Raw genomic sequence first — 23,683 nt, forward strand, 5'->3', positions numbered from 1 at the left:
GCATATGGAGCCGCAACGTCCGGTAGCAGACCTGGCTGCAGATCCGCGCATTGAGCCTGTTGTCAAAGAGCTTGAATCATTGTATGCGGAAATGGACCGGCAGTATGATCATGCCGCGGCCGGCTACGGGTTTTCCTGCACCGGATGTGCGGATAATTGCTGCCTGACCCGTTTTTATCATCATACCTTTCTGGAATATATTTTTCTGCGAAAGGGTTTTGAGCAGCTTTCCGGGCGCATGCGCGCAGAGATCAAAAAAAGTGCCGTCCAATATGCAGACGCGCTCAGGCGTGCCCAAAGAAACGGCGCAGATGCCCCTTTTCGCATGATGTGCCCGCTAAACCGGGAGGGCTGGTGCGTGCTTTACGGATTTCGGCCCATGATTTGCCGGCTCCACGGCATTCCCCACGAACTGGAGCCGCCCGGGGGGCAGAGGATGGTTTTTTATCACGGATGCGCCGCCTTTGACAGCCAGTGCGGGCATCTGCCCTATCAAAGCTTTGATCGCACCCCCTTTTACATCCGCATGTCCGGGCTGGAACAGGAGCTGAAACAAAAACTCGGCATTGCGGAAAAATCAAAAAAAACCGTGGCGGATATGCTGATCCACGATAAGGTGCCCATCCATGCAATATCTTGAGCAAGATCCCGATCAAATTCCCGGCCGCCGGTTGTCTGAAAACGAAACATTTACTCTTGACTGTCATCCCGGGGTGCCGTGCTTTAATCAGTGCTGCAGAAACCTCAACCTGTATCTGTATCCCTATGACGTGATCCGGCTGAAAAACAGCCTGGGCATATCCTCTGATGAGTTCATTGACACCCATACCCATGTGGTGCTGCGCGAGGGCAGCCATTTCCCGCACGTGCTGCTGGCCATGGCGGAAAACGCGGAAAAAACCTGCCCGTTTCTCACGGATGCCGGATGCCGGGTGTATGCGGATCGCCCCCAGACCTGCCGGGCCTTTCCCGTGGAGCAGGCCCTTTATTTCAGCGAAGGTGTGCCAAAGCTGATCCATTATCTTCGTCCGCCGGATTTCTGCTGCGGCATCAAGGAAGGCCGCACGCATACCCCAAAATCCTGGGAGGCGGACCAGAACGCGGCATTTTACAACCAAATGACCATTGAATGGGCCCAGGTGATGCGGCTTTTTTCCCAGGATCCCTGGGGAGGGGAGGGCCCGGACGGGCAAAAGGGCAAAATGGCGTTTATGGCGGCCTACAATGTGGATATGTTTCGCAGGTTTGTGCTGGAAAGCAGTTTTTTCAAACGCTTTCACGTCAAGCAGGACCTGCGGCTAAAGATCAGGTCCGATGACGTGGCCCTTTTGCGTCTGGGCATGGCCTGGATCCAGTTGGCCGTATTCGGCATCCAGACCCCGAGGCTGCGGTTGAAAAAATAACCGGCCCGGGCGCTGATATTCGGTCTGCAGCATCCAAAGTCGCCCGGGCGGGCTGTCAGGTTTTTTTTTGCTGTTTTTTTATCTCCCGCCATTTGTCGAGCCGCTGTTTGATCAGCTTTTCATCGCCCCGGTCCGTGGGATGGTATACCAGGGCGTCTTTGAGCTGGTCGGGCAGATGGTCCTGCGGGGCAAAAGCGTCCTTGTAGTTGTGGGCATAGCGGTATCCCCGGCCGTAGCCCATGTCCTTCATCAGCCTTGTGGGGGCGTTTCGGATATGGTGAGGCACGGGCAGGGACCCGGTTTTTTCCACCATTTGTCTGGCTTCGCCCCATGCGGTGTAGATGCTGTTGCTTTTGGGGGCGGTGGCCAGATACACGGCAGCCTGGGCCAGGCTCAAATCGCCTTCCGGCGAGCCCAGAAAACGGTAGGCCTCCATGGCATCCATGCTCACGGCCAGGGCCCGGGGATCTGCGTTGCCGATGTCTTCTGAGGCAAACCGCACCATGCGCCGGGCAATGTAGAAGGGGTCCTCTCCTGCGGCCATCATCCGGGCCAGCCAGTAAAGCCCGGCATCCGGATCACTTCCCCGCAGGCTTTTGTGAAACGCGGAAATCAGGTTATAGTGTTCTTCCCCGGCCTTGTCATAGGACAGGGATTTTCTTTGCAAAGCCTTTTCCACGTGATCCAGGCGGATCTGCGCAGGGTTTTCCTGCCCGTTTTCGCCCACCATGTCCATGGCCGCAATCTCGGCCGCATTTAACGCAGCCCGGCCGTCTCCGTCCGAAATGGCGGCTATATGGCCTGCAGCCTCATCCGTGATTGTCAGGCCCATGTCGCCAAGCCCGCGCTTGGTATCGGAGAGGGCCCGCATGACAAGGGTTTTGATTTCTTCATCCGATAGCCGCTCCAGGGCAATGACCCGGCAGCGCGACAGCAGCGCGGAGATGACCTCAAAGGAGGGGTTTTCCGTGGTGGCCCCGATCAGGGTGATCAGTCCGCTTTCCACATGGTGTAAAAACGCGTCTTGCTGGGATTTGTTAAATCGATGGATTTCGTCGACAAACAGCAGGGTGCGGCGGTTGTGGTATTTTTTCTGGTTCCGGGCCGTGTCAATGACGTCCCGGATATCTTTGACCCCGGTTAACACGGCGGAAAACTGGATGAAATGGCATTGGGTCCGGGCTGCCATGATCCGGGCCAGGGTGGTTTTGCCGGTGCCCGGCGGGCCCCACAGGATCATGGAAAAGATCCGGTCGTTTTCAATGGCGTTTCGGATCAGCGAGCCCGGTCCCACGGCATGCTGCTGGCCGATGAACGCATCGAGATCCAGGGGCCGCATCCGGTCGGCCAGGGGGCGGTGGGCCGCGTTTGACTTTTCTGACTGGTAATCAAACAGGTCCAATTCAGACACCTTACCGGACATATGCGGGCATACGCCCGGATTTTTGGTTGTTTATCTTGTCCTGACGGATTTTTTCTTTTTCGGGGCCTTGCGCGGCCGCTGCTCGCCGCGTTTTCGCAGCCACAGCCGGATGGGCACCATGTCAAGGCCGGCCGCTTCCCGGATCTGGTTGATCAGGTAGCGCTGGTAGGAAAAATGCACGCCTTCCGGGTAATTCACAAAACAGACAAAGGTAGGCGGCCGGGTGCCGGTCTGGGCGGCGTAATAGAATTTCAGGCGGCGGCCATGGTGCATGGAAGGCTCGGTGCGGGTGGTGGCCGCCTCGATGATCCGGTTTAACGGGCCGGTGCCGATTCGGTGAGTGTATTGCGCGTATACGGCATCGGCGAATTCAAAAACCTTGGGCACCCGCCGGCCGGTTAAGGCGGATATGGTTAGAATCGGGGCAAAGCTCAAATACTTGGCCTGATAGCGGATATCTTCCTTGATCTGTTTGAAAACCCGGTCGGATTTTTCCACCAGGTCCCACTTGTTGAGCAGAAAAATGCAGGCCTTTCCCTTTTCAAAGGCGTATCCGGCAATGCGCACATCCTGTTCGGTGATCCCGGCGGCCGCATCGAGCATGATCAGGGCGATGTCGCAGCGGTCCAGGCTTTCCATGGCCTTGATGATGGCATATTTTTCAATTTTTTGTTTGACCCTGGATTTTCTGCGGACCCCGGCGGTGTCAATGAGCAGGTAGGGCCGGTCGTTGACCCGGCACAGGGTATCAATGGAATCCCGGGTGGTGCCGGCCTGCTCGCTGACAATGACCCGGTCTTCTCCCATGATCCGGTTGATCAGCGATGATTTCCCCACGTTTGGCCGCCCGACAACCGCCATGCGGACCGGATCGCTTTCCGTTTCTGTTTTGGTTTCCGGCAGTGCGGCCGCCACGTCGTCGAGCAGGCCGGCAATCCCGTGGCCGTGGGCAGAGGAGAGGGCATACAGGGGTTCTGCGCCCAGTGCATAAAATTCGTAGAGATGCTCTTCCCGGCCGGGATGATCGATTTTGTTGACCGCGAAAAATACAGGCATCGAAAATCCGCGCACCAGGTCCACCAGGTCCCGGTCAAAGGCGGAAATGCCGCTTGCGCCGTCAAACAGGAGGATTACAGCGTCGGCGTCTGCGATGGCCTGGCGGATCTGGTCATGGGTTTTTTGGGCAAAAGCGTCCTTGTCCAGGGCAAAAAAGCCCCCGGTATCCACAATGTCAAAATCCACATCGTTCCAGGATGCAGCAGCATAGTGACGATCCCGGGTCACGCCGGGAAAATCGTCCACAAGCGCGCTGCGTGTTTTGGTCAGCCGGTTGAACAGCGTGGATTTGCCCGCGTTGGGAGGGCCTACAATGGCGACAACAGGTTTCATGAAAGTCTATATTTTATAGATGATACGATTTTCAGTAATGATAATATCAACAGCTTTGTCATGGGATTCCATGGGCAGCACTCCATAGACCTGGTTTTCAAGGGCAAGTCCGACTTTTCGGGCGGTGTTGGGCAAAAGGGGCATCAGCCGGTCGTACCGTCCTGAGCCGTCACCCAGGCGCCCGCCTTTTTCATCAAAGGCAACGCCCGGAATCAGGGCAATATCAATATTGTCAAAGGAAACCGGCTTACACTGGTCAGGATCAGGTTCAAAGTCATGTCCGGATGCGGCTTTGATCTCTGTTTCCATTCCGGTGATCTTCAACAGCCGGCAGCCGGTCTGTTTTTTCTGGTCAAACAGCGGCAGCACCACTTCCTTGCCAAGCCGGGGGCATGCCTCAATGATGCGCGACAGGTCAATCTCCACGCCCCGGCTCAGATAAAACAGCACTATTTCAGATTCCTGGAAATTGGCAAACTCCAGCAGTTGCTCTTCGATCCGGGCCTGTTTTTGCGCCAGTTCCCGGCTGTTTAACGAAGTGATTCGCTCCCGGGTTTCTCTGCGAAGGGCCAGTTTTTTGTCTTTGACATCTTCCATAACCATTCTCCAAGTCTGGTAAGCGCTGAAACACCATAGCGTAAAAACGTGCAATTTGCAATAATCATTGACGAATTGGCAGGGGCATGGTACTTAATTAAAGTTTGCCATCATTAGAAATCTCCAAGAATTATTTAAAATATTTAATATAGGGATCTTATGCTGGAAATCAAGTATGTGCGGCAAAATTTGGAGGATGTCCGCAATGCCCTTTCCAAAAGGGGTGATACTGCAGATCTGGAAACTTTTGCCGGCGCTGATGAAAAACGCCGCCGGATCCTGGCTGAACTCGAGGAACTGCGCCATCGCAGAAATGTGGTTTCCGATGAGATCGCGGCCATGAAAAAGCAGGGGCAAAGCGCAGATGAGCAGATTGCGCAGATGAAAGAGGTCAGCACGCGGGTCAAGACCCTGGAGCAGTCCCTGGGCGAATACGAATCCCGGATCAACGAGATTATGATCCGGATTCCCAACATGCCCCATGAAAGTGTTCCCGAAGGCCGGGATGAAGATGACAACGCCGTGGTCCGGCACGTGGGCCGCCCCCCGGAGTTTGATTTCGAACCTTTGCCCCACTGGACCGTGGGTGAAAACCTGGGCATCCTGGATTTTGAACGGGCCGCCAAGATTGCCGGAGCCCGGTTTCCGCTCTACATGGGTGATGCGGCCTTGCTGGAGCGGGCCCTGATATCATTTATGCTTAGCCTGCACACCCTGGAGCACGGCTACAAAGAGGTGTTGCCGCCGTTTATTGTCAACCGCCATTCCATGACCTGCACCGGTCAGCTGCCCAAGTTTGAAGAGGATTTGTTTAAGCTCGAGGGCCGGGATTATTTTCTGATCCCCACAGCCGAGGTGCCTGTCACCAATATCCATCAGGACGAAATCCTTGACGAAACCCATCTGCCCGTTTATTACACAGCCTTTACCCCGTGTTTCCGGGCCGAGGCCGGTTCTTACGGAAAAGACACCCGGGGCTTGATCCGGCAGCATCAATTTAATAAAGTGGAGCTGGTCAAATTCGCTGCCCCGGAAAATTCCTATGATGAGCTGGAAAAGCTGCTTTCAGACGCTGAATCCGTTTTAAAGGCCCTGGAGCTAGCCTACCGGGTGGTGCTGCTGTGCACCGGGGACATGGGATTTGCATCCGCCAAAACCTATGATATTGAGGTGTGGATGCCGGCCCAGCAGAAATACAGGGAAATTTCCTCCTGCAGCAACTTTGAATCGTTTCAGGCCCGCCGGGCGGGTATCCGGTTTAAGCGCAAGGGGCGCAAGGGCACGGAGCTGGTGCACACCCTAAACGGTTCCGGACTGGCGGTGGGCCGCACACTGGCTGCATTGCTGGAAAATTATCAACAGGCCGATGGCAGCGTGGTGATCCCCGAGGCCCTGCGGCCGTATATGGGCGGCAAGGAAAAAATTACCCTGTGAGAGTCGATCAGTTTCCCAAAGACATTCAGCCGTACCTGATTCCCGGGCCAGGCGGCGATTTGATATATCGATGTCTGAACTGCCAAAAGGAGTTCGGCATCCGGCATCTGCTGTATACCTGCCCGGCGTGCGGGCATGTGCTTTTGCTCTATGATACCGATTTTGAGCGGTTAAAAAAGATTTCCGGGCCCATGTGGCGGCGGATTTTTGATTACCGCAGGATGCTCAATATCCCCGCCTTAAACGGTATTTACCGGTATCATGAGTTAATCGGCCCGGTTCTGCCCCTGGATGCCGCAGTCTTCCTCGGCGAAGGCCATACCCCGGTTGTCGAAGCAAACGCCCGGCTCCAGAAAAAAGCCGGAATCCGGTTTTATTTTAAAAACGACGGCCAGAACCCGAGTGCTTCTTTCAAGGACCGGGGGATGGCCAGTGCCCTTAGCTATATCCGCTATCTGCTCCAGCAGGGATATGTTTCTGACGTGCTGGCGGTGTGCGCCTCAACGGGAGACACGTCTGCGGCCGCAGCGCTTTATGCCTCGTTTCTGCATCCGGATGTCAAGTCCGCGGTTTTGCTGCCCCACAAGCGCGTCACCCCCCAGCAGCTTTCCCAGCCCCTGGGAAGCGGGGCAATGGTCTTTGAAGTGCCCGGGGTCTTTGATGACTGCATGAAAATCGTGGAGCACTTGTCAGAGCATTACAACGTGGCCCTGCTCAACTCCAAAAATGCCTGGCGTATCCTGGGCCAGGAATCCTATTCTTACGAGATCGCCCAGGGATTTGAATATGACATGGCCGGCAAGGCCGTTGTGGCGCCGGTGGGCAATGCCGGTAACATTACGGCCATCATGAGCGGCTTTCTCAAGTTCCATGATCTGGGCATCATAGAGGATCTGCCGCGGATTGTGGGGGTGCAGTCCGAGCATGCCAACCCGGTTTACAAGTATTATCTGGAGCCGGATCCGGAAAAGCGCTGTTTTGAACCCGTGCAGGTCAAGCCGAGTGTGGCCCAGGCCGCCATGATCGGAAACCCCGTGTCCATGCCCCGGGTCATCCGGCTGGTGGCCGAATACAACAGGCGGGCCGGACAGCAGAAGGTTTTTGTGGAGGAGGTAACCGAACAGCAGATCATGGATTGGCAGCTGCGGGCCAACCGGAACGGCCACGTGGTCTGCACCCACGGTGGGGAATGTCTGGCGGGTCTGGTGGCGGCCAAAAAGAGCGGCAAAATTGCCGCGGACGAGACCGCAATACTGGATTCAACCGCACACGCACTGAAATTTGCCGATTTCCAGCAGATGTATTTTGACAACAACTTTCCCCCGGAATACGGGATTATCCCCAGGGACGAACTGGTCAATGCCCCGGAGTTGGTCTGCCCTGAAGATCTGGACAAAGTTCCCCGGCCCGGCCGCCCCTTGTCCGGAGACGATTTGGCCCATTTTGTTCAAAGAACTGCTGAAGATATTGCCATGCGCCTTGATTTGAAAAAGGTGTGATCCGGATGAAACCGCATCGTTTGTTTGCCTTGTGCATACTGCCGGTACTCCTCTGCGGGGTGATTTTGTTTTTCGCCCCTGGCAGGAGCCTTGCGGTGTTTTACCAGAAGCATTACATGGTGGAACGGGACAGGGACAAGGATATCCTGTGTGATCCGTACGTGGTGCAGAAAGATGATTTTGTCATCCGGCTTCTGGAGCAGCGGGGGGATATTGCGCACAAGGATTTTCCGAAATTTCTGGATATTTTCAAGCGGATCAATCCCCGGGTCCGGGATATGGACCTGATATACCCGGATCAGCAGATTCTGATTCCGCTGCGCATCCTTGAGCCCGGGACCCTGACAGGCCAGGAAACCGGTCAGGTGACCATCCCGGTCATTCCTATCACTGGCCTGTCTGAAAATCTCAAACAATTTGCCGATCCCTATACCGTTCAATACGGAGACTGGATTTCCCGGCTCATATCCGAGCGGTTCGGTCGGTATGGCTCAGACGGTTACAATCGGGGCATGCGCCTGTTTAAGATGATGAATCCCGAAATCAGGGATCCGGACAACGTGCGGGCCGGTGCCCGGATTCGCCTTCCGGATCCGGAAATCAAAGAAAAGCCGTGGTATTCCGATGTGATGGATCAGGCCCGGCCTTCGGCTGCACCGGCGCCTTCTGACAAAGACAATGCCGTCGTGCCCGGGCGGGCCGCCAATATCCCTGCCGATATCATTGAAGAAAGCCAAAACAATGCCAAAACAGGCAGGCCTTCGGTTTCTGTTCAGTGGTTTGCGGACTTGTCCGTACTGGCCAAGGCGGCGGAAATTTTAGATGCCCGCATTTTTAACAAGGGACGGTATTTTTTTCCCAGATCCGGGGAAAGGGACTTGTCCCTGGATCTTTCGAAAACACCGGTGCTTGAACTCTCCGACGGCAGAAAGTTTCTGCTGACCCGGCGCCAGTGGATCAGCCCCGGTGATCAGGCCGTGCTCCAGGTCTACTGGCGGAACCTGGAGGTATTGTTTGTCCCCAGGCAGCCGGCGTTGACCTGGCTGTTGGAAAAGCTCATCCCAAAGCTGGACCCGGATGGTTATCAACACCGGATGGAAATTGAAGACAAAGGCCTGAGCACGGTATTGCGGGGCCAGTTCATTTACCAGCCGTCGAAAGGCCAGGACACGATTTATTTAAATATTTTTTCTGATCCGGAGATGAAAACCCCTGAGCCTGTATGCGCCTATCTGGAATCCCGGGCTGTCACGGTGCGGGATTGGGTGGAAACCCCGGAAAAGTCCGGCTGGATTCTCCATGATACTGAGCCGTCCAATGCCCGCCGTCCGGAATCACCGGCCGTGCAGACCCGGCGTCCGGACCGGCTGGTGCGCCTTTTGGTGGAAAAGCTCGGCTACACTTATCATGAAAACGTTGAGGTCTGTTTTCCCTATGCCGGCTTTCAGGTCCGGGCTGCGGCCAACCTGCTGTCACTTGGGCAAAATGCAGAAATGCTGATTGATTACGGAGATCTGCAGGGAGATGCCGTTGACGCCATTGAGAAAACCGGTTTTCAGGTACTGCAGATACAGCCGGGCAATGAACCGGATGCGATTCTGGAGCAGCTCGGGGATGTATTGAATCTGGAAATCATGGATGATCCCATTTTCTGGATGGCCAATCGTCCCCGTATTCACAATATTTCCCTGCAGGTGCCCGGGTTTTTGGTAAGCAGCCGGGAGAAGGGCGGGGAAAAACAGGTACTGCTCTCACATGTCCCGGTTGCCCGGGAGTTTCTTACATATTTTGATCAGCAAAATATTTCCGTTATCCGGATACGCTGACCACGCACCACTGCCAAGACAAGAGCAAAGGAAAGACGGGCTATGGAAAGAAAAAAAATGGCGTTTGTGAAGGTGTTCGGGATCGTTTGTATCAGTATCATGCTTTGCGCCTGTGCCCATACCGGAGCTTCCACGGCCAAGAAGCAGCAGGCGGATGCAGCCCGTAACCTTGGGGAGGCCTATATGGCAGACGGCAATTATACCCGGGCATTGCGGGAGCTGTTGAAAGCCGAACACCTAAACCCAAATGATCCGTATGTTCACAATGCATTGGGACTGACCTATCTGGCAAAAGAGAATCCGGAAAAGGCTGTCTCGCATCTGGAGCGGGCCCTGGAACTGCGGCCCGAATATTCTCCGGCCCGCAATAATCTCGGTGCTGCCTACATCGCCCTTGAGCAGTGGGACAAGGCTGCCGAATGCTTCGAGCAGGTGGCAGATGATTTGCTGTATACCACCCCTTTTTACCCCTTGACCAATCTTGGCTACATTTATTACCAGACCGGTGAATACGAAAAGGCCGAAAAATATTACAATGAAGCCCTGGAGCTGGAGTATGACTTTCCCAAGGCGTTACACGGCCTGGGGCAGGTGTATATGGCCACCGGTGATATAAACAAGGCTGTGCGGTATCTGGAGCGGGCAAAAGAAAACGCGCCAAAGTCGGCTATGATCTGCATGGATCTGGGCAGGGCCTATACCCGGCAGCATGAATACCACAAGGCCATAGACGCCTACAAGAAAGCCGCAGCCATAGCCGATGGCTCCGCTCTGGCCGACCAGGCGCGGCAGAAGGCGGAAGATGTCAGAAACATGTGGTAAAAAGGGGCATGGCAGTGGTTAAAAGTTCAGAATAAGCGGCGGGCCTGGAAATTCATCAAATTCGGTTTGGCCGAATACATAAATGGCTGTTTCATCAATGAGTGCCATCCGGGTGCGGGCTTCGTGCTCGCCTATGGTGGCAATGTTTGTGCCCCGCATGATCAAAGCCTCCACTGGAACCTGTTTTAATTGTTCAGATGCGTTTTCCGCCCTTCTGATCATTTCCGCATAATGCCGCTTCTGATCCATGAGCCGGGTATAAATATCCGTGTCAGGTGCTGCTGATTCGAGCAGGGGGATGACCAATTCCAGGGATGCCTTCCAGTCCTGCGCCTTTTCGGGCATGATGCTGAAAAAATGGCACAAAAATGATACCACCGGCGGTAAAAATGCGATCCGGCTGTTTCTCAGCATCACACGGGCCAGCAGGACATCACGGCGGTGGGCAATATGCTGGTCCATGGCAGAGACTACCTGGTCGTCCATGTGCCGGTTCAGCTTCAGGCGCCGGATGTAGGAGATCAGGCTGTCCCGGGGCACGGGCATGGCTTTTGTCATGGTGTTGTCCGGAAATATCAGGCGGGTGTGGATGTTGTTTTCACAAAGGATCTGCTGCAGCCTGCTTATATCATCTTCTGTCGGTTCCATCTTCTCAAGCAAAGGCTCTATGGCGCACTGACCTTCCTGGTCCGGGTAAAAAATCAGCTCCAGCAGGCTGCACACCTCAGCGTCATCCCCATATTCAAGTTTCGGTTCCAGATCCCGGGCGGAGGATACCCCGGTCATGGACTCCAGGTAATGCACCACCTGCCGGCTTAAAACAATTTCGGCTTCCAGTTGCTGTAAAACCGCTTGGGCCAGTTTTTCGGTAATGTCCTGCATATAAGCCCCGTTTTGCGCAAATAGGCGATGTAAGGGAAACAAAAAAAGGGGTGCTGATAACAGCACCCCTTGATCTGGTTTGTGGCGGGAGCGACGAGACTCGAACTCGCGACCTCCGGCGTGACAGGCCGGCGCTCTAACCAAACTGAGCTACGCCCCCGAATAACAGCAATTCATTCTTTTTCCAGGAAATGGTAGGCGGAACAGGGCTCGAACCTGTGACCTACGGCTTGTAAGGCCGTCGCTCTCCCAACTGAGCTACCCGCCCCCCTTGTCCAGTTCCTGTCGGGGCTCCGGTTCGGAGATCCCCTGTCTGCGGCCGGTCATCAAAAAAGATTACCGTCAAACAGAATCTGCTTTCTACCAACTATCAAAGAGGCTGTCAAGCCAAAAAGCAATCATGTTTTGCGTTTTTAAATATCGGCAATGGCCGGTCTGTCATTGTCGGAAGATTTTCCGGGATCCCGGGGCGGAAAGTCGGGAATTTCCGCCTCGCCGTCATCCCGGCGGTACAGATAGCTGCCTTCTTCCACCACAATGGCCCGGCCAATGACCTCGTCCATGTGCTGCACCGGTACGATTTGGATCTGGCGCATAATGGTGGCCGGAATTTCTTTTAAATCCTTTTCATTGTCTGCGGGAATGATCACGTTGTGGATTCCCGCCCGGTGGGCTGCAAGGATTTTTTCCTTCAGGCCGCCCACCGGCAGCACCCGGCCCCGCAGGGTGATCTCGCCGGTCATGGCCAGATCCCGGCGCACGGGCAGACGGGTGAGAGTGGAAATAATGGATGTGCACATGGCAATTCCCGCCGACGGTCCGTCTTTTGGCGTGGCGCCTTCGGGCACATGGATGTGAATATCAAATTTTTCATAGAATTTCGGGTCAATGTTGAACTGGCCGGAGCGGGACCGCACGTAACTGATGGCCGCCCGGGCCGATTCCTTCATCACATCCCCGAGTTTGCCGGTGACATTGAAATCGCCCTTGCCAGGCATAATGGCGCTTTCCACGTAAAGCAGTTCCCCGCCGAACTGGGTCCAGGCAAGACCGGTGACAATGCCCACCAGGTCTTTTTCTTCTAACTGACCGCGCCGGTACTGGACCGGGCCCAGGTATTTTTCCACAGACCTGGAATTGACATGGATGACCTTATCCGCTCCGGTTTTGGCTACCTTGCGGGCGATTTTCCTGCAGATAGAGGCGATTTCGCGTTCCAGATTGCGCACCCCGGCCTCCCGGGTATAATTGCGGATAATGGTGTAAACGGCATTTTTGGAAAATTTGACTTTCTCCACGTCCAAGCCGTTTAGACGGATCTGCTTGGGCACCAGAAACAATTCAGTGATATTGTACTTTTCATACTCAGTGTAGCCCGGCAGGCGGATGATTTCCATACGGTCCTGCAGAGGCACCGGAATATCGGGCAGGGTGTTGGCCGTTGTAATAAACAGAATATCAGACAGGTCATAGTCCATATCCAGGTAATGATCGTTGAATCCGTAATTCTGCTCCGGATCCAGCACCTCGAGCAGGGCCGCGGAAGGATCTCCCCGGAAATCCATGCTCATTTTGTCCACTTCATCCAGGCAGAACACCGGATTGTTGGCACCGGCCTTGCGCAAGCTCTGGATGATCTTTCCGGGCATGGCGCCGATATAGGTGCGCCTGTGGCCCCGGATTTCCGCCTCGTCGCGTACGCCGCCAAGGGAAAGACGGACAAATTCCCGGCCTGTGGCCCGGGAGACCGATTTGGCCAGGGAGGTCTTGCCCACCCCGGGCGGGCCCACCAGACAGAGGATCGGGCCCCGGATTTTTTTCACCAGGGCCTGGACCGCAAGGTATTCCAGGATCCGTTCCTTGGGCCGTTCCAGCCCGTAATGGTCCTCGTCGAGAATTTTTTCGGCTTCGTCGATGTCTTCTGAAATTTCGCTTTTTTCAAACCACGGCAGGCTCAAAATCCAGTCGATGTAATTGCGTGTGACCGTTGCCTCGGCCGACATGGGCGTCATGCGCTTGAGTTTGTTAAACTCGTGGCGGACTTTTTCCTCTGCTTCTTCAGGCAGCTCTTTGTTTTCAATCCGCTCTTCGAGTTCCTTTAACTCGTTGTCTTCGGATTCGTCTTCGCCCATCTCCTTTTTAATGGCCCGGATCTGTTCATTGAGATAGTAGTTTTTCTGGCTCTGCTCCATCTGCTTTTTGATCCGGTTCTTGATCCGCTGATCGGTCTGGAGGATTACGGTCTCCTGATTGATCAGCTCGATGAGATAGGTGAGCCGTTCGGTCAGCGACTGGGTTTCAAGCAGTTGCTGGTTGTCCCGGGCCTTGAAGGAAAACTGGGCCGCCGCAGTGTAGAGCAGCTCCACCGGATCGGTGAGATTGGAGATGGTCTCAACGGTTTCCTTGGATATGTTTTTGTTTTGCTGGGTGTATGCCTTGAAGGCATCCACCACGTTGCGCAGGTATGCCTCTCTTTCGCCTTCCTCAAGGTCGGGCTCTTCGAGAAGCTCCAGGTGGACTTTAAAGAAACTCTCGCTGGCCTCAAAATCAGTGATTCTCGCCCGATGCTTGCCCTCCACCACGGTTTTGACCGTTCCGTCGGGCAGGCGCAGCATCTGAAGCACCTTGGCCACGGTCCCGATCCGGTTGATGTCTTTTTGCTTGGGGTGATCCTCTCCCGGATTGGTCTGGGTGGCCAGGAAAATGTATTTTTCCTCGTCGTTCATGGCTTCAGACAACGCATTAATGGATTTTGTCCGGCCCACAAACAACGGTGAGACCATATGGGGAAACACCACAATATCGCGAAGGGGCAGAAGCGGCAGTACCGCCCGGCCTTCCTGGTGATCGCTGGTTTTGAATATCTTGGGTATATTGATCATAAGTTTATCTGATGACACTTTCATGGGTTTGGTGCAAAACCGCCGGTTGTCGGCGGTTTTGCACATTGGGATCGAAAACGCGAAGAAAGGAGAAAAGAAGATGTGTTCAGGCAGGGACGTTTATGCCTGTTTCTTGGATTCCTGCTCATAGAGCAGTATCGGCTCCTCCCTGTTGAGCACAACTTCTTCGCCCACCACACATTCTTTTACACCGGGAATTGAGGGCAGCTTGTACATAATATCAAGCATTGTGGACTCGATAATGGCCCGCAACCCCCGTGCCCCGGAATTTCGCTTCATGCTTTGATTGGCAATGGCGCCAAGGGCGCTGTCAGTAAAGCGCAAATTGACGCCCTCGATTTCAAACAGCTTCTGGAACTGTTTTATAAGCGCATTTTTGGGTTCCGTCAAAATCTTGATCAGGGCCTGCTCGTCGAGATCCTGCAAGGTCGCCACAATGGGCAGCCGGCCCATGAATTCCGGGATCAGGCCGAACTTGATCAGGTCCTCGGTTTCCACCATCTGCAGCAGGTCACTGGTGGAACGGTCCTGCTGGCTGACAATATTGGCGCCAAAGCCCATCATGTGAGAGCCCGTGCGGCGCTCGATGATCTTGTCCAGGCCCGTGAATGTGCCGCCGCAAATAAACAGAATGTTGCTGGTATCCACCTTGACAAAATCCTGCTGGGGATGCTTGCGCCCCCCTTTTGGCGGAACACTTGCCTGGGTGCCTTCGATGATTTTCAGCAAAGCCTGCTGCACGCCCTCGCCGGACACGTCCCGGGTAATCGAGGGGTTGTCGGACATCATGGCGATTTTGTCAATTTCATCGATGTAGACAATACCGCGCTGGGCTTTTTCCACGTCGTAGTCGGCATTCTGCAACAGCGCCAGGATGATGTTTTCCACATCCTCGCCCACATAGCCCGCCTCTGTGAGGCTGGTGGCATCAGCAATGGTAAACGGCACATTCAAAAACCGCGCCAGTGTCTGGGCCAGAAGCGTTTTGCCGCAGCCGGTTGGCCCGATGAGCATGATGTTGCTTTTGTGCAGTTCCACCTCATCGGTGGCCAGTTTCGAGTCCAGCCGCTTGTAGTGGTTGTGGACCGCAACAGACAGCACCTTTTTGGCATGATCCTGCTGGATCACGTATTCATCGAGCTGGTTTTTAATGTCAGCGGGCGTGAGTATTCTGTCGGAAATATCAATGTCCTTGATGTTTTCCTCTTCAATAATCTCGCTGCACAGCTGGATGCACTCATCGCAGATATAGACCGCAGGTCCGGCAATCAGTTTTTTGACCTCCTGCTGGTTTTTACCGCAAAATGAGCAGAAGAGGTTGTCGTTTCCTTCTCCGCCCTTATATGATGACATGTAATGCCTCCTTAATCACTGATTTTATCGAGATCGTCACGGTTGTTGATCACGTGGTCCACGATCCCGTATTCGGACGCTTCCAGACCGCTCATGAAAAAATCCCGGTCCGTGTCTTTTTCAATCTTTGAAAAATCCTGCTTTGTATGAAATGAAATGATTTCATTGAGTCTTTGTTTAAGACGCAGTATTTCCTCTGCCTGGATCTTGATATCCGCGGCCTGCCCCTGAACACCGCCAAGGGGCTGGTGGATCAGGATGCGCGAGTTGGGCAGGGAATATCTTTTACCAGCAGCACCGGCCGCCAGCAGTACCGCGCCCATAGAAGAGGCCTGCCCGATGCAGACTGTTGCAATATCAGGCTTGATATACTGCATGGTGTCATACACCGCCAGACCGGAGGTCACGGATCCACCCGGGGAATTGATATAGAAATTGATATCCTTGTCCGGATCTTCGGATTCGAGAAAAAGCAGCTGGGCAATGAGCAGATTGGCGATTTCATCGTTGATCTGGGTGCCCAGAAACACGATCCGGTCTTTTAGCAGCCGGGAATATATGTCATAGGCCCGTTCGCCCTTGCTGGTTTGTTCGACGACCATGGGGATTAACGCCAAGGTAATGCCTCCTTGTTAACAGGTTAAGATTTGATGGCGCCGTAAAGTCCAATATCTGCGTTACGCGCAATTTCTCAGAATTTCACGTACGGCTAAGTACGCTGCATTCTACGGAATTGCGCAAGCCCTGATCTTAAACTGTTTACGGCACCATCTGAAATCAGACTTTTTACGGTGCCATCAAGATTTCATCTTGCAATCCCATTTCAGGGCTGCATGTGATGATAAACCCATGCAGCCTGCGGGCACAGGGATTTTTCACCTCCCTGTCTTACTTGCTTTCATCCGCGGTTTCGGCTTCCGCTTCCACTTCTTCGATGTTTGCATGATTAATAATAAGATCGATGACCTGTTTTTCAAGTAATGCATGCTTAAAACCGTCAAGGCGCTCGGGATGCTGCTTGTAATAGGACTTGATCATGTCTGCGGGCTGTCCGGTGGACTCGGCGATTTTTTCATATTCCGGCTCCAGTTGGTCATCGGTGACCTCCAGATTTTCCTGCTCTATGATTTTGTTAAGCAGAAGATGCCGCCGTACCTGCTGTTCAGCCACTCCCCGGTACTGGGCTTCCATGTGCTCACGGGTCAGGCCAAGCTGCTCCATGGAAAGCCCGTTCTGGGAAAATTTCATTTCTGCATCCCGGATGATTTCATCCATTTCAGAGCGCACCAGAACTTCGGGAATTTCAAATTCTTCGGTGAGCAGTTGATTGAACATCTGTTCCTGCAGTTCCTGGTCTGTCCGCTTCTGGTAGCCCTGTTCCAAATGGCTTCGGATTTCGGCGCGGAGATCGGCAAGAGTTTCATATTCGCCAAAGTTTTTGGCCAATTCGTCGTCCACGGGCGGCAGGATTTCCTGGCGCAATTCCTTTAAAGTCACATGGTATGTGATTTCCTGCCCGGCCAGCTCGGGTTTTTGGTAATCTTCGGGAAATTGTACCGTAATTTCCTTTTCCTCGCCGGGCTGCATGCCCTCGATGGCCTTGTCGAAATCTTCGGGAAAACCCGATGCGCCCAGCTTGATGGTGTCATCGGTTGTCAGGGGAGCGTCGTCTGCGGGCTGGCCGTCTTTGAATCCCTGGTGATCAATGACAACATAATCATCCCTGACCACAGGGCGCTTTTCCTCCACGGGTTCATACCTGGCCAGATGCTGGCGAAGACGCTCGATCTGGGAATCGATTTCGGATTCATCCACCCGGTAAACCGTTTTTTTCAGGTTCAGGCCCTTGTATTCCACCTCTGGCAGTTCGGGCTTGAGCTCCACTGTGGCCGCATATTTGTAGTCGCTTTCCGGGTCAAGATCCGGAGCATCCACATCCGAGGTTTCCAGCACCGTCAGGTCGGTCTCTTTTATGGCCTCGGGAAATGATTCCTGGACCAGTGAAGAGGCCACGTCTGCATGCACATCTTTTTTAAAGTGCCGCTCCAGCACGGAACGCGGGGCTTTGCCGGGACGATAGCCTTTGAGCTTTGCGGTTTTCTTGAGCTGCTTATAGGCTTCATCGAGTTTGTTGGTGACCTGCTGCCGGGGCAGCTCCACGTGGATTTTCTTTTTGACACTGCTTACGTCTTCTACTTTTACCTGCATGATGGTCCTTTCCAGCCATATTGGGTCTGAGATTCTGTTCCCGCTTTTCCTGCGGGAAGAAAGTTATCGGATTGGTGCGAGAGGGGAGACTCGAACTCCCACTCTTTTTCAAGAGCTGGATCCTAAGTCCAGTGCGTCTACCAGTTCCGCCACTCTCGCAAACATTTTTTCTTTATTTTCAGCGTTGGTTTCGGTAAACAGAATTGGCGGTCTGTCATTGACATCCATAGCATGCCGGAAGCGGGCATAAATATCCCGACATCGGAGCCGAGGAAAGCCGCACAGGGTCCGGGCAAGTACCAACTATCCGAAATTATAGCATAATTAAAATGTGTATCATGTTAAAATAATATTAATTGCCCATAGTGTCAAGGAAAATTAAGGTGCAGAAAGATTCAAAAATCAATAAATCTTGCTGTTTTCAGCGCCACGGCTTTCTGACCGGCATGGTTTTTCTGCTGGTTATCGCGCTGCTTGTCTGCGGAAACTTCCGGGCCTCACCGGTTTGGTCCGCGGATATGCCGGTGGTGATCGTGGATCCCGGCCATGGGGGCAACGATAAAGGAGGGCAGGGCCCGGGTGGCCAACTGGAAAAGCGGGTGTGCCTGGCGCTGGCCAAAAAGCTTGAAGCGGCCCTGGATGGCAGGGGGGCGCAGGTGATTATGACCCGAACAGATGATTACGGGATTTCTGTTGATCAGCGGGCCTCTCTGGCCAACAGGCATCAGGGGGATGCGCTCATCAGCCTGCACACCGGGGCAAGCCGAAACTCAGCGGCCAACAAACACTGCATTTATTACGATCTGCCGCCCGGGGGGGATCAGGGGCCGGCAGCCGCGGATCATGACAGCACGATTGCCCGTAAATGGGACAGAATTCAGCGCAGGCATGTCCGGGCATCTGCTTTGCTGGCCGAAAGCCTGCGGGCGCAGGTCGATCAACTTGAAATGCCCGATGGTGCTGATGTGATGCAGGCTCCCATGGCCCTTCTCCACGGCCTGGACATGCCGGCGGTGATCTATGAAACCGGGTATATAACGCATCCGACAATGGCCGAAAAACTGGAAAACCAAGCCTATCTGGAGTCCCTGGCCCGGGCGCTGGCTGAGGGAACAATGAAATTTTTACGGGACAGTTCCTGAAAACCACACCATGTTGTTTTCTTTGCCTTGCATGCCGGGCAAAAGGGTGGTAAAACGGCGCCAATAATTTTTCGGGGCGTAGCGCAGCCTGGCAGCGCGCCTGCTTTGGGAGCAGGAAGTCGCAGGTTCAAATCCTGCCGCCCCGACCAATCAATCCTGTTATTCCTGCCCTGCCAGTTCGGAGAAGTATTGAATAGTGCGCGAAAGCCCGGTGTCCAAATCTGTTGCGGCCTGCCAGTTTAAAAGCTGCCGGGCTTTTGTGGTGTCGGGCCGGCGGCGGGCAGGATCGTTTTCCGGCAGGGGCGCAAACACAATGCCGGCCTTTGTTTTGGTCATTTCCACAATTTTTTCTGCCAGGGCAAGGATCGGGGTTTCCTGAGGGTTGCCCAGGTTCACCGGTCCGGTGGTTCCGGCCGGGGTGTCCATCATGGCCATGAGCCCTTCGACCATGTCATCCACATAGCAGAAAGACCGGGTCTGGCTGCCGTCGCCGTAGATGGTGATGTCTTTTCCAAAAAGGGCCTGGAGCACAAAATTGCTCACCACCCGGCCGTCGTCCGGGTGCATCCGCGGACCATAAGTGTTAAAGATCCGCACCACCTTGATATCCACCTGATGCTGGCGGAAATAATCGAAAAACAGAGTTTCCGCGCATCGTTTGCCTTCATCGTAACAGGATCTCGGTCCGATGGGGTTGGTGTTGCCCCAGTAGTCCTCTGTTTGGGGATGCACATGGGGATCGCCGTAAACCTCGCTGGTGGATGCCTGCAGGATTCTGGCCTTCAGGCGCTTGGCCAGGCCCAGTACGTTAATGGCGCCGTGCACAATGGTTTTCACCGTCTGTACCGGGTCCAGCTGATAGTGGATCGGAGAGGCGGGTGCAGCCAGGTTGTAGATTTCATCGACTTCCACGTAAAGCGGGAAGGTGATGTCATGGCGCATCAGTTCAAAATAGGGGTTGTGGATCAGATGGGCGATGTTGGCCTTTCGGCTGGTGTAGAAATTGTCCGCGCAGATGACCTCATGGCCCTTGTCCAGGAGACGTTCGCACAGATGAGACCCGATAAAACCGGCACCGCCGGTCACCAGGATCCGCTTTTTGCTGAATCGGGTAATGGACATGAAAAAAATTCCGGTGCGGAGTGAATACCACAGGGCCGGTGTTTACCGGCCGTCCATGCGCTGTTTTCGTGTGCTAAAATGCCCTGAGGGCATTGTCTTTTCCTTTAACAAATCCCTAAGAGAATTTCAAACAAAATTGCCGCGCTTATCAATGGCTTCGGCCAGTGGCTTTTTTCCGCCCGGGCCCCTGCGCCTTGCTGCTTCGCCCTTGTTGTGCTATGACGGCAGACAAACAATTTGCCGAAAATTTTGTAAGCGCCATTCATTATTTTAAACAAAACCCGGTTGGAAAGTGAAATTTGGATCAGCGCCTGTCATGAAACTGAGCCCGGAAAAAAGCGTTTCCCTGTTTTTCTGCATTGCCGCAGGTGTGGTGCTGGCCTGCGCATTTGACAAAACCGGTGCCGGCTTTGCCGCCTGGTTTGCCCCGGGACTTTTGCTGGTCGGCATTTGCCGGGTCAGCGGGCGCACGGCTTTTCTTTTTGGATTGCTTGCCGGATTTGTGCATTATCTGCTGCTTTTGTACTGGCTGGTGCCCACCATGCATCGCTACGGACCCATGTCCGTCTGGCTGAGCTTTTTTGCCCTTCTGTTACTGGCGTTTTACCTGGCCCTGTACACGGGGGTGTTTGCCTGGGCTGTTACGCTTGTGCCTGTGCGGCCGGTTTTTCTGGTGGTCTGGGTCCCGGTGTGCTGGGTGGCTCTGGAATATGCCAAAACCTTTTTGTTTACCGGTTTTCCATGGGGGCTTGCGGGCTACAGCCAGTATCGGTATCCGGTTCTGATCCAGTCCGCGGATTTGTTTGGTGTCTACGGCGTGTCTTTTTTTGTCTGCGCGGTGAGCGCGGGGCTTTTTCTTTTTTTCATGCATTTATTCCATGGCCGCTGGCAAAATCGCCTGGTTGGCCAGGGTGCAGCTGTTGCCGGTCTGCTCATTACAGCAGGCCTTTTTTTTGCCAATGGCGGATACGGGATGTTTCGGCTCTCAGAACAGGATGCAGCAGGCAAGCCTTCCAGTCAGCTGCGCGTATCCGTGATCCAGGCAAACATCGAGCAGTCTCTGAAATGGGATGACGCCTATGTGGAGGCGATTTTAGACAAATATATCCGGCTTTCGCTCAGCGCTGCCGAAAAACAGCCTGATCTGGTTGTCTGGCCTGAAACCGCGGTGCCGTTTTACTTTTTCAATGATGCCAAGCGCACCCGGCGGGTTCTGGACATGGCAGAGCGGATGAAAAAGCCTTTGCTGGCCGGCGCGCCCGCCTATGAGCGCCGGGAGGACAGCGGCGGGCTGGATTTGTTTAACAGCGCCTATCTCATTGATCACCGGGGACGGGTGAAGGGCCGGTATGACAAGGTTCACCTGGTGCCGTTTGGCGAATATGTGCCCCTGAAAAAATGGCTGCCGTTTGTGGGCAAAATCGTGCCCGAAACCGGCGATTTTTCTTCAGGCCGGCCCGGGCGGCTGCTTTCGGCCGGAAATGCGGATATGGGCGTGCAGATCTGCTATGAAATCATCTTTCCCCATCTTTCGGCGGCCATGGTCCGTGCCGGGGCCGATATTTTGGTCAATATCACCAATGATGCCTGGTTCGGCAACACTTCCGCGCCGTTTCAACATTTTTCCATGGCCGTGTTCCGGGCCGTGGAAAACCGCAGGCCGGTGGTGCGGGCGGCCAACACCGGCATCAGCGGCTTTATTGATCCGGCCGGCCGTATCCGGGCGTCTTCTGCGGTTTTTCAAACCACGAGTCTGACCCGGGACGTGGCGCCGGCCGAAGGCAAAGTGGGATTTTATACCCGCTACCCCCATTTGCTGCCGGGCTTTTGTTCGGCCGCAGCCCTGGTTTTCCTCCTGGCCGGCCTGAGAAAAGGCTTGAGAACCCGCCGGGCTTCCTGATAAAGTCTATAAATCGATTTTTTACGAGCGCGTCAACCATGAGGGATGAAAAATCGCCCCGCAGCGGGGTTTTGTATCTTTTGCCGCAAAATCAAGGAGGAAACAGCCATGTCTGAGGAGCTTAAATCCACGGTAAATGAATTGTATGAAAAAATCGATCAGTTAAAGGGGTATCTTTGACATACCGGAAACGCAGCGGCGCCTGGCGGAAATCGAAAGCCTTCTGGCCGCCGAGGACTTCTGGAATGATCCGGACAATGCCAGAAAGATCCTTCAGGAGCGTTCCCGTTTAAGCCAGCGCATGGAAAGATGGCAAAACCTGTACAAGGAGATCGAAGACTGCGGCGTGCTTCTGGAACTGGCCGAAGAAGAAGAGGACCCATCATCTCTGGCAGAGGTGCGCCGTCAGGCTGAGAAACTGGAACAACAGATTCGCCGGTTTTCCGTGGACATGATGCTAAGCGGCACAGATGACAGCCGCAATGCCATCGTATCCATTAATGCCGGCGCCGGCGGCACCGAGGCCCAGGACTGGGCCGAGATGCTGTTTCGCATGTACACCCGGTGGTGCGAGGAAAAGGGCTATGCCATTGATATCATGGATTTGCAGCCCGGAGACGAAGCCGGCATCAAGAGCGTGACCTTTACCGCCAAAGGGGAAAACGCCTTTGGCTATCTCAAGGTGGAAACCGGCGTGCACCGGCTGGTGCGGATATCGCCTTTTAACGCCAGCGGCAAGCGGCACACCTCCTTTGCATCGGTGTTTGTCTACCCGGAAATCGATGACGAGATCGTGGTGGATATTGATGAAAACGATCTTCGGGTGGATACGTTCCGGGCCAGCGGCGCAGGCGGCCAGCACGTAAACAAGACCAGCAGCGCCGTGCGCATCACCCATCAGCCAACAGGCATTGTGGTGCAGTGCCAGCAGGAAAAATCCCAGCTTCGAAACCGGGAACTGGCCATGCGGGTGCTGCGGGCCAGACTTTACCAACTGGAGCAGGAAAAGCAGGAGCGCAAGATGCAGGCCATCCATGAGGGCAAGGGAGAGATCGCCTGGGGCAATCAGATCCGCTCCTATGTGCTCCATCCTTATCAGATGGTCAAGGATCACAGGATCAACATGGATGTGGGCAATGTCAACGCGGTGCTAGACGGCTGGATTGACCCGTTTATCGAGGCCGTGCTTTTGTCCGGCGTGCAGCAAAACGCCTCTGCGGTCAATGAACCCGCTTGATCTCATCGGCGTCTATTACCGGCCCGGGACCCTGGCTTACCGGGTGCTGACCGCCCACAGTACGGCCGTGGCCAAAGCCGCCCTGACCGTGGCCCAACGGGTGGCGCACCTGGCACCGGATACAGGGTTTATCCAAGAGGCGGCCATGCTGCACGATATCGGCATCTGCCGGGTCAATGCCCCGGAAATCGGATGTTTCGGTGCATATTCCTATGTCTGCCACGGGTGGCTGGGCGCGCAGATACTGGAAAGCCACGGTCTGCCGGCCCATGCCCGGGTATGTGAACGCCACGTGGGCGTGGGGCTTTCCGCAGAAGATATTGCCCGACAGCAGCTTGCCCTGCCGGTGCGCGACATGCTGCCTGAAACCCTGGAAGAGCAGATCATCTGTTTTGCGGATCTGTTTTTCTCCAAGATGCCCCCGCCTGACGGTACCCGAAAGGACCCGGCTGCAGTGGCCGCCTCCCTGGAGCCCTGGGGGCCTGAGAAAACCGGGCGTTTTAAGCACTGGCAGCAAATTTTCGGCGCCCGCGTGTAGAAGCG

Annotated in this window: 19 protein-coding genes and 4 tRNA genes; 11 read left to right on the forward strand and 12 right to left on the reverse strand. The window is 54.6% G+C overall.

Annotated features, from left to right (window positions below):
- The first annotated feature begins 4 nt into the window (after positions 1 to 4).
- The gene (locus HNR65_RS12845) at positions 5 to 640 is read left to right on the forward strand and encodes a hypothetical protein (RefSeq protein WP_232364771.1); all 636 of its coding nucleotides are present in this window, start codon (positions 5 to 7) and stop codon (positions 638 to 640) included.
- Entirely contained in the window at positions 627 to 1,403 is a 777-nt protein-coding gene (locus HNR65_RS12850; RefSeq protein ID WP_181551919.1) for a YkgJ family cysteine cluster protein, read from the forward strand. Before HNR65_RS12845 ends, HNR65_RS12850 begins: the two co-directional genes overlap by 14 nt.
- A gap of 55 nt (positions 1,404 to 1,458) precedes the next feature.
- Here HNR65_RS12850 and HNR65_RS12855 read toward each other — a convergent pair whose 3' ends face one another.
- The 3 genes from HNR65_RS12855 to HNR65_RS12865 are packed head-to-tail and all read right to left on the reverse strand — an operon-like array spanning position 1,459 to position 4,812.
- Positions 1,459 to 2,826, reverse strand: a complete 1,368-nt coding sequence (locus HNR65_RS12855) for a replication-associated recombination protein A (protein ID WP_181551920.1) — start codon at positions 2,824 to 2,826, stop codon at positions 1,459 to 1,461.
- Positions 2,827 to 2,856: 30 nt separating this feature from the next.
- Entirely contained in the window at positions 2,857 to 4,215 is a 1,359-nt protein-coding gene (gene der, locus HNR65_RS12860; protein WP_181551921.1) for a ribosome biogenesis GTPase Der, read from the reverse strand.
- 6 nt (positions 4,216 to 4,221) lie between these two features.
- Entirely contained in the window at positions 4,222 to 4,812 is a 591-nt protein-coding gene (locus tag HNR65_RS12865) for a 5-formyltetrahydrofolate cyclo-ligase (RefSeq protein WP_181551922.1), read from the reverse strand.
- 159 nt (positions 4,813 to 4,971) lie between these two features.
- Between HNR65_RS12865 and serS the strand changes: the two genes are divergently transcribed.
- The 4 genes from serS to HNR65_RS12885 are packed head-to-tail and all read left to right on the forward strand — an operon-like array spanning position 4,972 to position 10,393.
- Positions 4,972 to 6,246 (forward strand): serine--tRNA ligase, encoded by a 1,275-nt coding sequence (gene serS / locus HNR65_RS12870; RefSeq protein WP_181551923.1) that lies wholly within the window; start codon positions 4,972 to 4,974, stop codon positions 6,244 to 6,246.
- Positions 6,243 to 7,745 carry a threonine synthase gene (gene thrC, locus HNR65_RS12875; protein WP_181551924.1) on the forward strand — a complete coding sequence of 501 codons (1,503 nt, stop codon included), beginning with the start codon at positions 6,243 to 6,245 and terminating at the stop codon, positions 7,743 to 7,745. Before serS ends, thrC begins: the two co-directional genes overlap by 4 nt.
- A 5-nt stretch (positions 7,746 to 7,750) precedes the next feature.
- Positions 7,751 to 9,571 carry a LysM peptidoglycan-binding domain-containing protein gene (locus HNR65_RS12880; protein WP_181551925.1) on the forward strand — a complete coding sequence of 607 codons (1,821 nt, stop codon included), beginning with the start codon at positions 7,751 to 7,753 and terminating at the stop codon, positions 9,569 to 9,571.
- 42 nt (positions 9,572 to 9,613) lie between these two features.
- Positions 9,614 to 10,393: a tetratricopeptide repeat protein gene (locus tag HNR65_RS12885; protein WP_181551926.1), complete on the forward strand. Its 780-nt coding sequence runs from the start codon at positions 9,614 to 9,616 to the stop codon at positions 10,391 to 10,393.
- Between the two features lie 18 nt (positions 10,394 to 10,411).
- On the opposite strand, the gene HNR65_RS12890 is transcribed toward HNR65_RS12885, so the two are convergent.
- The 8 genes from HNR65_RS12890 to HNR65_RS12925 form a co-directional block, all read right to left on the reverse strand.
- Positions 10,412 to 11,275, reverse strand: a complete 864-nt coding sequence (locus HNR65_RS12890; RefSeq protein WP_181551927.1) for a hypothetical protein — start codon at positions 11,273 to 11,275, stop codon at positions 10,412 to 10,414.
- A gap of 82 nt (positions 11,276 to 11,357) precedes the next feature.
- Positions 11,358 to 11,435: transfer RNA gene (locus tag HNR65_RS12895), tRNA-Asp, on the reverse strand.
- A 32-nt stretch (positions 11,436 to 11,467) separates the two neighbouring features.
- Positions 11,468 to 11,543 (reverse strand) — tRNA-Val (locus HNR65_RS12900).
- 145 nt (positions 11,544 to 11,688) lie between these two features.
- Positions 11,689 to 14,157 carry an endopeptidase La gene (lon, locus tag HNR65_RS12905; RefSeq protein WP_181551928.1) on the reverse strand — a complete coding sequence of 823 codons (2,469 nt, stop codon included), beginning with the start codon at positions 14,155 to 14,157 and terminating at the stop codon, positions 11,689 to 11,691.
- A 120-nt stretch (positions 14,158 to 14,277) separates the two neighbouring features.
- Complete coding sequence (clpX, locus tag HNR65_RS12910; protein ID WP_181551929.1) at positions 14,278 to 15,531, reverse strand: ATP-dependent Clp protease ATP-binding subunit ClpX; 1,254 nt, start codon at positions 15,529 to 15,531, stop codon at positions 14,278 to 14,280.
- A gap of 11 nt (positions 15,532 to 15,542) precedes the next feature.
- The gene (gene clpP, locus HNR65_RS12915) at positions 15,543 to 16,148 is read right to left on the reverse strand and encodes an ATP-dependent Clp endopeptidase proteolytic subunit ClpP (RefSeq protein ID WP_269750885.1); all 606 of its coding nucleotides are present in this window, start codon (positions 16,146 to 16,148) and stop codon (positions 15,543 to 15,545) included.
- 271 nt (positions 16,149 to 16,419) lie between these two features.
- A complete protein-coding gene (tig, locus tag HNR65_RS12920) occupies positions 16,420 to 17,739 on the reverse strand; it encodes a trigger factor (RefSeq protein ID WP_181551930.1) in 1,320 nt (439 codons plus the stop codon).
- 72 nt (positions 17,740 to 17,811) lie between these two features.
- Positions 17,812 to 17,898: transfer RNA gene (locus HNR65_RS12925), tRNA-Leu, on the reverse strand.
- Between the two features lie 224 nt (positions 17,899 to 18,122).
- On the opposite strand from HNR65_RS12925, the gene HNR65_RS12930 reads away from it, so the two are divergent.
- Positions 18,123 to 18,881 carry an N-acetylmuramoyl-L-alanine amidase family protein gene (locus HNR65_RS12930; protein ID WP_181551931.1) on the forward strand — a complete coding sequence of 253 codons (759 nt, stop codon included), beginning with the start codon at positions 18,123 to 18,125 and terminating at the stop codon, positions 18,879 to 18,881.
- 72 nt (positions 18,882 to 18,953) lie between these two features.
- Positions 18,954 to 19,030, forward strand: a tRNA-Pro gene (locus HNR65_RS12935).
- A 10-nt stretch (positions 19,031 to 19,040) separates the two neighbouring features.
- Here the strand turns inward: HNR65_RS12935 and HNR65_RS12940 are convergent.
- Entirely contained in the window at positions 19,041 to 20,003 is a 963-nt protein-coding gene (locus HNR65_RS12940; protein WP_181551932.1) for a UDP-glucuronic acid decarboxylase family protein, read from the reverse strand.
- Between the two features lie 316 nt (positions 20,004 to 20,319).
- Between HNR65_RS12940 and lnt the strand changes: the two genes are divergently transcribed.
- The 3 genes from lnt to HNR65_RS12955 all read left to right on the forward strand — a co-directional run bounded on the left by lnt (position 20,320) and on the right by HNR65_RS12955 (position 23,678).
- Complete coding sequence (gene lnt, locus HNR65_RS12945; RefSeq protein WP_181551933.1) at positions 20,320 to 21,903, forward strand: apolipoprotein N-acyltransferase; 1,584 nt, start codon at positions 20,320 to 20,322, stop codon at positions 21,901 to 21,903.
- A 108-nt stretch (positions 21,904 to 22,011) separates the two neighbouring features.
- A protein-coding gene (prfB, locus tag HNR65_RS12950) for a peptide chain release factor 2 (RefSeq protein ID WP_435051291.1) occupies positions 22,012 to 23,140 on the forward strand; the annotation gives its coding sequence in 2 pieces (ribosomal slippage) (positions 22,012 to 22,080 and positions 22,082 to 23,140; 1,128 coding nt in all).
- Positions 23,127 to 23,678, forward strand: coding sequence for an HDIG domain-containing metalloprotein (locus HNR65_RS12955; RefSeq protein WP_181551934.1), 552 nt, complete (start codon positions 23,127 to 23,129; stop codon positions 23,676 to 23,678). Before prfB ends, HNR65_RS12955 begins: the two co-directional genes overlap by 14 nt.
- The last annotated feature ends 5 nt before the right edge of the window (positions 23,679 to 23,683 follow it).

This window comes from Desulfosalsimonas propionicica, from assembly GCF_013761005.1.
In the GTDB taxonomy this organism is placed as follows: domain Bacteria; phylum Desulfobacterota; class Desulfobacteria; order Desulfobacterales; family Desulfosalsimonadaceae; genus Desulfosalsimonas; species Desulfosalsimonas propionicica.